Below are 13944 nucleotides of genomic sequence, written 5' to 3' on the forward strand. Positions count from 1 at the left end.
CATAGGATAGTTGCTGTAGCAACGTTTACTTTCTGAAAAGTAGTTATGTAAAAAAAAACACAGACCATCGTTCATTCGCCGATGGTCTGTGTTTTTATTTCCAAAAATCATCAAAAATTGTAATGGGTAAATGCCGTTTGTGTTGTCCTTTTTTATACCAGTTTTCAATTGTTTGTTGATCTGTTTCCGAGACTTTTTTGCCTTCCAAATAGTCATCAATGGCATCATACGTGACACCTAAGGCAACTTCATCTGCAACTAACGGTTTGTCATCTTCTAGATCAGCTGTTGGTATTTTTAGATACAAGGCTTCTGGTGCCCCAAGTTCTTTCAGCAAAGCTTTTCCTTGGCGCTTATTTAAACGAAATAACGGTAAAATATCCGCTCCGCCATCGCCATATTTGGTGAAGAAAGCTGTCACATTTTCGGCTGCGTGGTCTGTGCCAATTACTGCGCCAGCATTTTCGCCAGCTACTGCATATTGTGTAATCATACGTTGACGTGCTTTCATGTTCCCTTTATTAAAATCGCTAATTTGAACGCCAGCGTTTTCTAGCGAACCAACCATTGCATCCACTGCTGGTTTAATATCCACTCGTAAAGAAACATCTGGCTGGATAAAGGCTAGCGCGGCTTGTGCATCAGCTTCATCTGCTTGCTCACCGTAGGGAAGGCGAATCGCAATAAATTGATACGACATATCTCCTGTTTCTTCGCGCATTTCAGTCATCGCTAATTGTGCTAAGCGCCCAGCTAATGTTGAATCTTGTCCGCCACTAATTCCCAAGACAAAGGTTTTTAAAAAAGGATGTTTAGTTAAATAAGCTTTCAGAAAATCAATACTTTTACGAACTTCTTCTTTTGGATCAATTGTCGGTAAAACACCTAACTCTTGAATGATTTTTTCTTGAAGTGTTGTCATTTCTAGGCCTCCTTATTCACCGTTTCCGTTAAATGTTTAACGTCTTTACGCACTTTTTCCAATAAATTCATTTTGTGATTCCAACAATCTGTTGAAAGGTCCACTGGATATTTCTGCGGATTCAAGTCCCGCTTGTATTCTTCCCAAAGTGAATCTAAATTTTCTTTTGCATACTGTTTAATTTCATCTAAAGTTGGTAATTCGTACACACGTTTTCCTTCAACGAAAATATCTTGGAGTACTGGCCGTGCTTCAAAATCACGGACATACTTATTAATAAAGGTATGAACGGGATGGAACATATAAATTTCTTCTTCTTGGCGAGGATCTTCATTCCAAAGTGTCACATAGTCTCCTTCTGACTTTTTATCAGATTTACGTGTAATGCGCCAGACTTGTTTTTTCCCTGGTGTTGTCACTTTTTCAGCATTGCTAGATAGTTTAATGGTATCTTTCATTTGACCATCTTCACCTTCAATTGAAACTAATTTAAACACCGCTCCTAAAGCCGGTTGATCATAGGCGGTAATCAGCTTGGTGCCCACGCCCCATACATCAATTTTTGATTTTTGCATTTTTAGATTCAAAATCGTATTTTCATCTAAATCGTTCGATGCATAAATTTTTGCTTCAGTAAAGCCAGCTTCGTCCAGTTGTTCACGAACTCGTTTAGAAATATAAGCCATATCGCCACTATCAATCCGCACACCTAGGAAATTAATTTTATCCCCCATTTCTCGAGCTACTCGAATTGCGCTTGGCACTCCCGCTTTCAAAGTATCATACGTATCAACAAGGAAAACACAATCCCGATGTGTTTTGGCATACGCCATGAATGCTTCATAATCATTTCCATACGACTGAACCAATGAATGGGCGTGAGTCCCACTAACCGGAATACCAAAAATTTTACCAGCACGAACATTACTTGTCGCGTCCGCCCCACCAATATAGGCAGCTCTTGTGCCCCAAATGGCAGCATCTAATTCTTGTGCCCGGCGTGTTCCAAATTCCAATAAAGGATCATCGCCTATCACGGATTTAATTCGAGCCGCTTTTGTCGCAATTAATGTTTGGAAATTCACCATATTTAGCAAGGCAGTTTCTACCAATTGACATTGTGCCAAAGGACCTTCAATTTGAATTAACGGTTCGTTATTAAAAACCAAATCCCCTTCTAAAGCAGAGCGTACAGTACATTTAAATTCAAAATTTGCTAAATACGTCAAGAAATCTTCTGGATATTCTTCAACTTCTCGGAGATATGCAATATCAGATTCTGTAAACGTTAAATTTTCGAGATAATTGACTAAACGTTCTAAACCTGCAAAAATTGCGTAGCCATGATTAAAGGGCATCTCTCTAAAGTAACATTCAAAAACAGCATGTAAATCTGCTCTCCCTAATTCCCAGTACGTTTGCATCATATTGATTTGATACATATCTGTATGCAATGTCAAACTATCATCTGCATATGTATAGTCCATCGTTTTCTACCTCTATTCTTTGTATTAAAAACTTGTTTATATTATAACAAAAAAATTTTTTTTAGCCTAAAATCTGCTTAGACCTCTTTTTCTTTAAAAATGAAAAATTTACTGAAGAAATAATTTAAAATCACTACTACAACTTGTGTAATCATTTTCGCCCAAAACGATGAAAAATGAATGCCATCAATTAGGAGAATCATTAAACCCATATCAGCCACAAAAGATAAAATTCGGTACCAATAAAATAAGCCCATTTCTTTAAAAAAACCAGCTATGCTTTCATGCTTACTTGCGAATACCCAATATTTATTTGTGAAAAAGGCAAATAGAACAGATAAAAACCAACTAATTGTGTTACTTATCTTGTAATCCAACCCTAACACATTTTGACAAACAAAAAACACAACTAAGTTGACGACAGTCGTTGCACCACCAAAAAATAAATAAGCCAATACTTCTCGGTATTTACGAAATAATTCTTTCAATTTTCACGCATCCTTTCAACTAATCATTTTATCAAACTTCGGCAAGAAAACCTATCTATTTTGTGTAAAGACACAATTCTCTTGCTAATTTTACTATTTATTAAGGTATTTATGAAAAACATAGTAAGAGAAGAGGAGAAGTTCATCCATGGATGAACTTCTCCTCTTCTCTTCGTCTAATAATATATGACTCCATCAACCAATAAGTTAAATCAGCATTAGTCCTTTAGCTTAGGAAGTGCTATCGTTTGTCCTTCGGTTAATACAGAATACGTTAAGTCATTTGTCTGCTTGAGGGCGGTTAAGGAATAGCCCGTTTTTTTTGCAATTTTTGCGAGTGTCTCTCCTCTTTTTACTTCATAATACTCAGTAGACTCTGTTTTTGAGTCATTCGCTTTACCATTTGATTGCTCTGCTGTTTTCAAAGCATTAGTCACCGATTTACTGATTATTAGTGATTGAAGTAACGCTTGTTCTTTCGGTTCTAGAGAAGTCGCCGCTGTATGCTGAGGAATCGTGATCTTTTGGCCAATATAAAACATTTCTTGAGTCTTTGAATTTTGCTTTAAAATGGCTGTTGCTGACACACCAAACGTCTGGCTAATGGTGGCGAGAGAATCTCCTTTGCTTACTTCATAGATGACTGCTTCTTTTTTTAGCTGTTCTTTGACTACTTCCTTATCAAACGAAGGTTTCTTTTCTTCTGCCAAATTAGTCACTACTGGTTTCTTCTTTTCTTGATCGTATTCAGTTAATTGATAGGTTTCAATCAACGCGTTTAATTTTTTATCGTAATATGTATCCGTTGCATAACGACCTGTTAAAAATTTTGTTGCCTGCTGATAATTCGTCGTGTTTGCTTTCAAAACGCCGTGATAAAACGTTGGATTACCAGCCAGCCCATTGATGATTAATTTACTATAGTCTGTTAATGACTCTTTATAGGATGGATACTGACGAAAATCGGCATGAATGGTGGTCATCTTCCCTTTACCATCATCTTCTTGTGTGGGAAAGCTGACACTTTGACCTTGATAAGCGCCTTTAATGCCAAACAAATTATAATTTGGCGGCGCCGCTAACGCACTATTGCCCGAGCCACTCTCTAAAATAGCTTGAGCTATCATGACAGAAGCGTATAGATCATGTCGCTGACCAATAACTCGTGCTTCTTCACCGATTTTTCTAATAAACTCAGAAGTAGAAGCATTCTCTTGGACAACAAAATTTGCCTCGGCTTGTTGTTGAATTCCTGCTTGCTTTTCCTTTTCTTGACTATTGTCTACCTCTGAATGTACCAACGGCTCTTTGGTCTTTTCAGTTAATGTAGAATTTTGTGGTTCCTGATTATGAGGTGACTTCTCAGTGAGCGCTTTATGCTCTTCAGATACTGGTTGCTCATTTTGTAACGATTCGGTTGGTTTAGTACTAGCAATTGTCTTTTCTTGTGGCGGTAAACTATTTTCAGATTCTGAAGGTTTCACATTATTTTCTGGATGGTCACTGCTGTCATTTTGTGTTGAGCTTTCTTGTTGTTCAAACGAACTTATTATTGTTTCGTTCAGCGTTGAAGAAGTAAGAGTTCCTTGGTCTTGATTGACTTGGTCCGCTCTTTTTTCTTCCAGTACTAGCTGTCGGTTTTCGTGACTCGTTTCGGTCTCCTCTTGAGCGATTAATGGTTCCGAATTGTAGTAACTGGCGCCAGCATAAGTCCCTAAGACTCCAAGACATACCAACTTCAAATATCTTGCCTTTCTTTTTTTCATCGCATTTCTCCTTCATTTACCTCTTTATTTCTGCTAATAATTGCTCTATCTGTTGGTACATTCCTGTTGATTCATTCTTGATGGTTAGCATTTGTTCACAATAAGCTTGGTACTCTCTTGCCACTTGCTTCATGCGCGTTAAAGTTGCTAAACGTTGTTCCATTTCTTCATGAACCGTTGCAACTTGTTGGTTAGCTTGAGCAATTGTTTCTTTTGCTTGACGTTTGGCTTCTAATAAGACTTCACCAATTTCTTTTTGAGAAAGCGTAACGGCTGTGTCTAAGTTCTCTTCGCTAGTCTGTCTCGGTTGCATCTTTTCTTCAGACAATTGTTTCTGTAAAGAAGTGATAGTTGCTTCTTTTTCACTTAACGTTTCTTTAACATGTTTAAGTTGAACATCTTTTTCGACTACTTGTTTTTGTAATGCTTCCACTTCATTGGTTTGCATTAATAATTGCTCCGTTAGCTTTTTAATGGATTGCTGATGTAGTTGATTTTCTTCTTCTAGTTTTTCAACAAAAGAAAATGACTCTTCTGACAGTTCAGTCGGCACTTCTTGCTGGACCTGTTTTACTTTTGCGGCTTGCTCTTTTGCATAAACGACATCGTCATCAAAGATTGCTTCTTCTGTTACCGTTGGTTGTGCTTTCATCGATTGTTCATTTTCAAAATCCGGCATCTTCTCATACTCCTCATCTTCATTGTTTTTAGTCAAAAATTGCCACATCTTTTTCTCCTCCTTCATACCTTTTACACCGTTAACATATAGCCTTTTGAACGAATTGTTTTGATATATTGTGGTTTGTTCACATCTTGTTCAATTTTTTTGCGCAAATGGAAAATCACATTAGCGACACGATATTTTCGTTCATTCGCAGTATCTTTCCAGACATTTTTGTAGAGTTCTTCATATGTAATTGTTTGTCCTGCGTGTTTGTATAAATACTCTATTGTGAAAAATTCCAATTTTGTTAAAAGAATTTCTTCTCCGCTTCCCAAGCAAACACTCAAATTTGGCGCAATTAAATACAATCTCTCAGAAAGATTCTTAGTAACTGTTTGTTCCTCGTTTGCAATAGCTAATTTAGGATAAAAACGTCTTTTTACACGTTGCAATAAATTACTCATGCTTAACATGCATTCTTGACGATCATAAGAATGATCAAAAACGCCATCTGCGCCTAATTGTAAATAAATAATTCGATTGACTTTACTAATTGCTTCTGTCCGAGAAAATAACCAAATTGGCAAGTCTGACTGCTTGCGAATTGTCATTAATAACTCACAACAAGTATTTACTTGCTGGTGATCAGTAACTTCAATCACTAATCCATCAATATGGTGCAAATGAAGAAGTATATTTGTTCCTTGGATGATCTGACATTCTACTTGATTACTAACAAACCAATTTTGACAGTATTCTTTTGTTTCAATTGTCAAAGGAACGACACCAATTGTATATTTTTCCATTTTTCCACCTCAATCTTCCTAATATTCCCCTTCAAAATATAATAATTTTTATTTATATTCTATTAATAAATAAAAATTACCAACTACTAGTTTTCAAAAAATGATTGTTATTACTAAATTTTATCGAATAAAAACAAGGCTGTCTAGCTAAAACGAAGCCTTTAAATTATCATCTTTTTTGTTAAATGAGTAAATATTTGAGAAAACACTACAAGCAAAGATATTATTTAGATTATTTATTCTTTATGTAAAAAAAAGCTTACGATTTTTCAATCGTAAGCTTTTAGAATACTTTTTTATTTTTACATCATACCGCCCATGCCCATTGATGGATCCATCATAGGAGCTGGTGCAGCTGGTTCTGGTTTGTCTGCAACAACTGCTTCGGTTGTTAATAATAAAGCTGACACAGAAGCTGCATTTTGTAATGCAGAACGAGTTACTTTTGTTGGGTCAACAATACCGGCTTCAACCATGTTTACCCATTCACCGTTAGCTGCATTGAATCCGATACCTAAGTCAACATTTTTTAGTTTGTCAACAATCACTGATCCTTCATAACCAGCATTTTCAGCGATTTGACGGATTGGTTCTTCTAATGCACGAACGACAATCTTGATCCCTGTTGCCACATCGCCTTCAGCTTCCAACGCAGCGACTTTACCAATTACATTGACAAGTGCGGTACCACCACCAGAAACCATGCCTTCTTCTACAGCGGCACGTGTTGCGTTTAATGCATCTTCAATTCGTAATTTTAATTCTTTTAATTCTGTTTCAGTTGCAGCACCGACTTTAACGACAGCAACCCCGCCAGCTAATTTAGCTAAACGTTCTTGTAATTTTTCACGATCAAAATCAGACGTTGTTTCGCCGATTTGGTTTTTAATTAAATGAACACGGGCATCAATGGCTTCTTTTGAACCAGCACCTTCAACAATTGTTGTGTTATCTTTGTCGACAACTACTTTGCTAGCATTTCCTAAGTTTTCAATAGTTGTGTCTTTTAACTCTAACCCTAAGTCGTCAGTGATTACTGTACCACCTGTTAAAATAGCAATATCTTCAAGCATCGCTTTGCGGCGGTCACCAAATCCTGGCGCTTTTACTGCGACAACATTAAATGTACCACGGATTTTGTTCAATACTAATGTTGGTAGAGCTTCTCCATCAACATCATCCGCAATGATCAATAGTGGACGGCTTTGTTGTAGAATTTGTTCTAATAAAGGTAAGATATCTTGAATATTTGAGATTTTTTTGTCGGTAATTAAGATATATGGATTTTCTAAAACAGCTTCCATTTTATCGTTGTCAGTAACCATGTATTGAGATAAATAACCGCGGTCGAATTGCATTCCTTCAACCACATCTAATTCTGTTTCAATCCCTTTTGATTCTTCAATGGTAATTACGCCGTCGTTACCAACTTTTTCCATTGCATCAGCAATTAATTGGCCGACTTTTTCAGAACCTGATGAAACAGCAGCGACTTGTGCAATCGCTTCTTTTGAATCAACTACAGATGAAATATTGTGTAATTCTTCTACTGCTGTTTTTGTTGCTAATTCAATCCCACGACGAATACCTAATGGGTTAGCTCCAGCAGTTACGTTTTTTAAGCCTTCACGAACAATGGCTTGTGTCAAAACAGTCGCTGTTGTTGTTCCGTCACCAGCAATATCATTCGTTTTAGAAGCAACTTCTGAAACTAATTTTGCGCCCATGTTTTCAAAATGATCTTCTAATTCAATTTCCTTAGCAATTGTTACTCCATCGTTAGTAATCAATGGTGAACCAAATGATTTTTCTAAAACAACGTTACGACCTTTAGGGCCTAATGTCACTTTCACTGTATCTGCTAATACATCTACTCCGCGTAGCATTGCTGCACGTGCATCTTCTGCAAATTTAATCTCTTTTGCCATGATTTCTTCACCTCATAATTTTTTTCTTCTATTATATTATTCTGTAAAAGTTGTTTATTATTCAACAGTGGCAATAATGTCTTTGGCTGATACAATTAAGTATTCTACGCCTTCGTATTTCACTTCTGTTCCTGAATATTTTTCAAACATTACTGTGTCACCAATTTTTACTTCCATCGGAACTTTTGTGCCATTTTCAAGCACACGACCTTCACCTACTGCGATAACTTCACCTGTTTGTGGTTTTTCTTTTGCAACGGATGCAAGAACAATTCCTCCAACAGTTTTTTCTTCTTCTTTCGCGACTCTAATTACGACGCGATCGCCTAATGGTTTTAACACAATAAATCCCTCCAAATAAAAAGTTTTCGCTTATTTTAGCACTCGATACATAAGAGTGCTAACTCACACTATTTATAATACTCATTTCACTCTAAAAATGCAAGTCTTTTCTCTCTTTTTCTTGTCAATTATAAGATACGCATTTTTTATTGCGTATTCTTTTTTCATGGAATGTTTTTCCAATCCTTTAATTCATGGTAAAATAAATTGACTACGATTGGAGGCGAATAAAATGAAACAACGTTTACTTACAGCACTAATAGCAACCTTCGTTTATTTTGTGATAGCGAATTTAGGAAATCTTGTTTTCAGTGTCACAGAAGGAATTGTTTCGACACTTTGGGAATCTCTTTTCTTTTTCTTATTCGTTTTTCTTTTATTAGGATATCGCAATAATCGTAAAAAATAATTATAGAAAGGATTAACCATGCCCTTAAGAAAATCAAGTTTATTTATTTTAGTCACATACATTATCGCTTTTTTCGGGCCGTTACTTTTTTCGGGTATTTCCCCCAATGCAGCGATTAATGTGACAACTGCTCTCTACATTATTGGCGCCCTTGTAATGATTGGCATCTTTTTAAAAACAACAGAACCTTCTCCTTTAGAGGAAACAGCAACCTTGAAATCACCTATTTTTATTTTTTTACTAGGTGTTAGTGGGATTTTCATTGCCATGCTGATTCAAGGGGTTACTTTTGCCATTGAAGTAGCCATCACAGGAGAACAAGCTACTTCTCAAAATACGCAAGCTATTGTAGCGGTGATTTTGGCAAATCCTTTATTTATTTTGGCAACTACTATCGGTGGTCCGATTATGGAAGAATTCGTCTTTCGTTATGCATTTATCCATTTAATCCAGCCTTTTACAAATTTCTGGATTGCGGCTACTGTTAGTTCGGCGATTTTTTCACTCGCACATGCCGATGGTCACTTTTTTGTTTATTTCTTTATGGGATTTTTCTTTGCTCTTTTGTACAAGCAAACTGGAAAAATTTGGACCTCAATTATTGCCCATTGCGGCATGAATTCCTTGGTAATACTGATTCAATTAACCTTAGCACAGACAACGATCAACTAAAAAAGAGCATTATTTAAAGTTAGATTTTTTGGGACTAACTTTAGATAATGTTCCAAATTAATAACTCTCATTCAACAAATAATGTTGTATAATCAAAAAGGAGAACTTAACAATGAAATTTTTTAGTAAAATAAATTTTAAAATAATACTCCTATTAGGCTTTATAATACTTTTAATTGGAACGATTTTATCAGTAAATTTTATACCAGTTAGCACTAGTAATATGACGTATGAAGAAAAGAAGATTCTATTGAATGAGTTTGCGATTAATCTAAAATTAGGAAGACAGTTACAATTTATTTCTCTTCTTTTTTTCATAGTTGGAATTTATTTAAAAATAAAAAGAAAGTAATTGAAAGCAAAAAATAAAAGATTCAGAGGAAAAAATCCTTTGAATCTTTTATTTTTCTCTCATTCATTATCTCGAGATTTCTTTCACAATCTCTATTTTGAAAGGTCTTATATATCCAGCCCGCTGCATTGCATACGCATAATTATTTCCAAAACCTACTCCAAAATTGCCATCATAACCGTTTTGTTCCCACTTGAAATCAAAAATATCTGTAACCTTTGTTTGTGTCCAATAATTTCCATTGGCTTGTTTTCTATAAGAAACTGTATAGCTCACGCCCCTTAACGCTGTAAGCAAATGACCAGAATTAAAAGTATAACTTCCAGTAAACGAACCTGAAGTTCTTCCACCTCTGAAAGCTTCGGCTTTCAATCGCGAATAATAAGCAGTCACTAATTCTTCACCATCTACTATATTTGCCCACGTATCATTTCTATTGTAATAAGTAGGAGGCCGCCAACTAGGATTCCATGTAACATTATACAAAGAAGCAATAGCGTGATTCATGTAATTTGCAGTTTGCCAATGTCCTCTACGTTGCACTAACAATATACCAGCTTTGTATGCACTAAGTGCCGTAGCATACGCGGGATTAGCAGGTGTTATTGTTCTTGTAGTAATTCTATTTTCAGGCAAAACCTGAAGTTCATTGTTTTGGACTTCTGAAGATACTTCTTTCATGTAGTTATCCAAAAGAGCACTTTGCTCTTCATCATACTTGGAAAGTTCAATTAAAGACTCATTTAAAGATTTATTAAAACTTTCCTCTGATTCTAACTCATTAAATATTCTAATAACACCATCTAAGTAATCTTTATTCGATTCTTCTCTTGCGATAGCAGCACTAATCAAATCTTGATTTTCTGTTGATATGGCGTAATTATTCTCAGCAGCAGAAACTGGCACAACATCACACATTAAAACAACAACCCCTAAAAAACGCTTACAATTATTTTCCTCAAAAAATCACTCCTTATTCTTATATATATCTAACATAACATATTTATAAAAAAAAAGACAATACATATTAAGTTTATCATTTATAAAAAAACAACAAGAACTACTTTCGTTATTTTTTTTTAATAATTTGAAAAATTAAAAATAACTTTTTTATTCATTAACACAAGTTAATCAACCTTTTATCATAGTAAAAACGAAAAGAAAGATGAATTTTACGTAAATAACAGAAAAAGCCAATCTTATTCATAAATAAGATTAGCTTTATTATTTTATTCCTTTTTTGTAAAAACAATAATATTATTTCACTCATTCAAATACGACCTTAAATCTCTTTTTTAGTCTTCTTCTTCCAATAATTCGTTGTCATGATGTAAGAAATAAATCAATGTTTGTAATTCGTTGGTTAAGTCAACATTTTGAATTAATACTTCAGGTGGCGCTACTAAACGCGCAGCCGTAAAGTTTAGAATTCCTTTAACCCCTGCTTCGGCAAGTTTGTTTACAACTTCTTGCGCTTTGCGAGCTGGGATAGTTAAAATAGCTACTTCGATTTGTTGAACACGAATTTGTTCCATCATATCTTCCATTGGATAAACCGGAATACCGTCAACAATGCGTCCCACAATATCTTCATTCACATCAAATGCGCAACTTACACGAATACTGTTGCTTTGATGGAATTTGTACTTTAATAAAGCACTTCCTAAATTACCAACCCCGATTAATGCGACATTGGTTAACTCATCTTCATTCAATGTTTTTGCAAAAAAGTTCATTAAGTTTTCAACATCATAGCCGTACCCACGTTTACCTAATTCACCAAAATATGAAAAGTCACGACGAATAGTCGCACTGTCTACTTGTACCGCTTCACTTAATTCAGTTGATGAGACTTTATTTTTTCCTGTATCATGTAACATTCTTAAGTAGCGATAATATAAAGGAAGGCGTCGCGCCGTTGCTTTTGGAATAACTTGATCTTTCACAATTGGACCTCCAATACTTTCACTTAAATCTTATCCATTAACATAATAGCAGTTTTTCACAATAAAAAGCAATTCTATGGCTCAAAAATAGCATTTTTCTTCAAAAGTTTGTGATAAAAGGTATAAACCTTCACAAAGCATTTTTTGATACGTGCTATTTTAGCAGATTTTATGCTACACTAAGGGCAATGAATTTAGAAATGAGGACTACTGATGATTTTATTACAAGCAAATCAAGTTGCCCGGCATTTTGGCTCGGAAACATTGTTTGAAAACATACATTTAGAAATTGCAACAAAAAGTCGGATTGCCTTAGTTGGTCGTAACGGTGCTGGAAAATCGACTTTTTTAAAAATCATTGCAGGCATTGATGCTCCCGATAGCGGAACCATTGCCAAAAATAAAACTGCTACGTTAGGTTATTTAGCTCAAAATACCGGCTTAGAATCAGATAAAACCGTTTGGGAAGAAATGACAAAAGCCTTTGCTGACATCCTAGAAATGGAACAGCGTATGCGAGAATTAGAAACCAAAATTAGTGAAATGGAGCCAACCACTTCCGTTTATGAAGGAATTTTAAAAGAGTACGATCAATTGCAACATACGTTTTCTGAAAAAAATGGCTACGGCTATGAAAATGAAATTCGCTCAGTCCTTCACGGCTTTGGCTTTGATGAATCCTTTTACACGAAAGATATTCAAACCTTATCTGGTGGTCAAAAAACCCGGCTTGCATTAGCAAGAATGCTTTTACAAAAACCAGACATTTTAATTCTGGACGAGCCTACAAACCACTTAGATATCGAGACGCTTTCTTGGCTGGAATCTTATTTGCCAAGCTATGCCGGCGCCCTATTGATTGTTTCCCACGATCGTTATTTTTTAGATAAGGTAGTTAATGAAGTTTATGAACTGAGTCGCAAAAAAATGACTCACTACAAAGGAAACTATTCCAAATACTTAGAGTTAAAAGCAGAACAATTAGCCAGTGAATGGAAAGCGTATGAAAAGCAACAAGAAGAAATCAATAAGTTAGAAGATTTTGTTGCCAAAAATCTGGTTCGTGCATCTACAACGAAACGTGCACAAAGTCGCCGAAAAGTATTAGAAAAAATGGACCGTTTAGACCGACCTCAAGGAGATGAAAAATCGGCGCATTTTCTTTTCGATAGTGAAAAAGTCTCGGGAAATGTTGTTTTACAAGTCGAAGATGCCGCCATTGGTTACGACCAAGAACATATTTTATCCGAACCTATTCACTTGGATATTCGTCGCAAAGAAGCCATTGCCTTAGTCGGACCGAACGGAATTGGTAAATCCACTCTCTTGAAATCAATTATTGACCGCATTCCTTTCATTAAAGGAAGTAAAACTTTTGGCACCAATGTTTCTGTAGGTTACTATGACCAAGAGCAAGCCAATTTACATGGCAATAAAACGGTCTTAGCGGAATTATGGGATGAACACCCAACCACACCTGAAAAAGAGATTCGAAGTATTTTAGGCGGCTTTCTCTTCAGTGGAGACGATGTTGAAAAAACGATTCCTTTATTAAGCGGTGGCGAAAAAGCCCGTGTGGCATTAGCAAAATTAGCGATGGATCGTGACAATTTCTTGATTCTCGATGAGCCAACCAACCACTTGGATATCGATAATAAAGAAGTTTTAGAAAATGCGCTGATTGATTATGAAGGAACCATCCTCTTCGTTTCCCATGACCGTTACTTTATCAATCGAATTGCAACAAAAGTTGTTGAGCTTTCCGAAAAGGGCAGCAAACTTTATTTAGGCGACTATGATTATTATTTGGAAAAGAAACAAGAGGAAGAAGAAATCGCTGCCCTCTTAGCTAATGAAGAAGCGGCGAAAAAACCCGAACCAGTTACAGCCAAAAATACCTTTTATCAAAACAAGGAGCAACAAAAATTACTCCGTACTTTGCAAAGAAAAATAACACAAGTCGAAGAAAATCTTGCTCAGTTAGATACGACAATTGCACAATTAGAAGCACAAATGAGTCAACCAGACATTCTAGAAAATCATGTTGAATTGCTGGCTTTAAACCAACAATTAGATGATGCTCGTCAGCAACAAGATGAACTACTTGAGCAATGGGAAAATTTCAGTTTAGAATTAGAAGAAATGGAAAATAACAATTAACG

14 protein-coding genes are annotated in these 13944 nt (G+C 35.7%); 4 read left to right on the top strand and 10 right to left on the bottom strand.

The window, feature by feature from the left end:
- Positions 1-94: 94 nt before the first annotated feature.
- The 8 genes from nadE to groES form a co-directional block, all read right to left on the bottom strand.
- Positions 95-922 (bottom strand): ammonia-dependent NAD(+) synthetase, encoded by an 828-nt coding sequence (nadE, locus tag IGL17_RS10180; protein ID WP_002356540.1) that lies wholly within the window; start codon positions 920-922, stop codon positions 95-97.
- A gap of 2 nt (positions 923-924) precedes the next feature.
- A complete protein-coding gene (locus IGL17_RS10185) occupies positions 925-2409 on the bottom strand; it encodes a nicotinate phosphoribosyltransferase (protein WP_002356538.1) in 1485 nt (494 codons plus the stop codon).
- 77 nt (positions 2410-2486) lie between these two features.
- Entirely contained in the window at positions 2487-2897 is a 411-nt protein-coding gene (locus IGL17_RS10190) for a GtrA family protein (protein ID WP_002356537.1), read from the bottom strand.
- 218 nt (positions 2898-3115) lie between these two features.
- Positions 3116-4663 carry a glucosaminidase domain-containing protein gene (locus IGL17_RS10195; RefSeq protein ID WP_202255369.1) on the bottom strand — a complete coding sequence of 516 codons (1548 nt, stop codon included), beginning with the start codon at positions 4661-4663 and terminating at the stop codon, positions 3116-3118.
- A gap of 16 nt (positions 4664-4679) precedes the next feature.
- Positions 4680-5390 (bottom strand): hypothetical protein, encoded by a 711-nt coding sequence (locus IGL17_RS10200; protein WP_025193371.1) that lies wholly within the window; start codon positions 5388-5390, stop codon positions 4680-4682.
- A gap of 23 nt (positions 5391-5413) precedes the next feature.
- A complete protein-coding gene (locus tag IGL17_RS10205; RefSeq protein WP_002384140.1) occupies positions 5414-6133 on the bottom strand; it encodes a response regulator transcription factor in 720 nt (239 codons plus the stop codon).
- Positions 6134-6435: 302 nt separating this feature from the next.
- A complete protein-coding gene (gene groL, locus IGL17_RS10210; RefSeq protein WP_002362559.1) occupies positions 6436-8061 on the bottom strand; it encodes a chaperonin GroEL in 1626 nt (541 codons plus the stop codon).
- A 57-nt stretch (positions 8062-8118) separates the two neighbouring features.
- Complete coding sequence (gene groES / locus IGL17_RS10215) at positions 8119-8403, bottom strand: co-chaperone GroES (RefSeq protein WP_002356531.1); 285 nt, start codon at positions 8401-8403, stop codon at positions 8119-8121.
- A gap of 232 nt (positions 8404-8635) precedes the next feature.
- On the opposite strand from groES, the gene IGL17_RS10220 reads away from it, so the two are divergent.
- From IGL17_RS10220 to IGL17_RS10230, 3 genes are all read left to right on the top strand, one after another.
- Positions 8636-8812, top strand: coding sequence for a hypothetical protein (locus IGL17_RS10220; RefSeq protein WP_002356530.1), 177 nt, complete (start codon positions 8636-8638; stop codon positions 8810-8812).
- 18 nt (positions 8813-8830) lie between these two features.
- Positions 8831-9484: a CPBP family intramembrane glutamic endopeptidase gene (locus tag IGL17_RS10225; RefSeq protein ID WP_025193372.1), complete on the top strand. Its 654-nt coding sequence runs from the start codon at positions 8831-8833 to the stop codon at positions 9482-9484.
- 112 nt (positions 9485-9596) lie between these two features.
- On the top strand, positions 9597-9836 hold the full coding sequence (locus IGL17_RS10230) for a hypothetical protein (protein WP_002404859.1): 240 nt from the start codon (positions 9597-9599) through the stop codon (positions 9834-9836).
- A 66-nt stretch (positions 9837-9902) separates the two neighbouring features.
- Here the strand turns inward: IGL17_RS10230 and IGL17_RS10235 are convergent, their stop codons facing one another.
- Entirely contained in the window at positions 9903-10754 is an 852-nt protein-coding gene (locus IGL17_RS10235) for a hypothetical protein (protein WP_016618419.1), read from the bottom strand.
- A gap of 377 nt (positions 10755-11131) precedes the next feature.
- A complete protein-coding gene (locus IGL17_RS10240) occupies positions 11132-11782 on the bottom strand; it encodes a redox-sensing transcriptional repressor Rex (protein WP_002359595.1) in 651 nt (216 codons plus the stop codon).
- A gap of 213 nt (positions 11783-11995) precedes the next feature.
- Between IGL17_RS10240 and IGL17_RS10245 the strand changes: the two genes are divergently transcribed.
- Positions 11996-13942 (top strand): ABC-F family ATP-binding cassette domain-containing protein, encoded by a 1947-nt coding sequence (locus IGL17_RS10245; RefSeq protein ID WP_002365037.1) that lies wholly within the window; start codon positions 11996-11998, stop codon positions 13940-13942.
- Positions 13943-13944 lie beyond the last annotated feature (2 nt).

Source organism: Enterococcus sp. AZ088 (assembly GCF_051714845.1).
Lineage (GTDB): Bacteria > Bacillota > Bacilli > Lactobacillales > Enterococcaceae > Enterococcus > Enterococcus faecalis.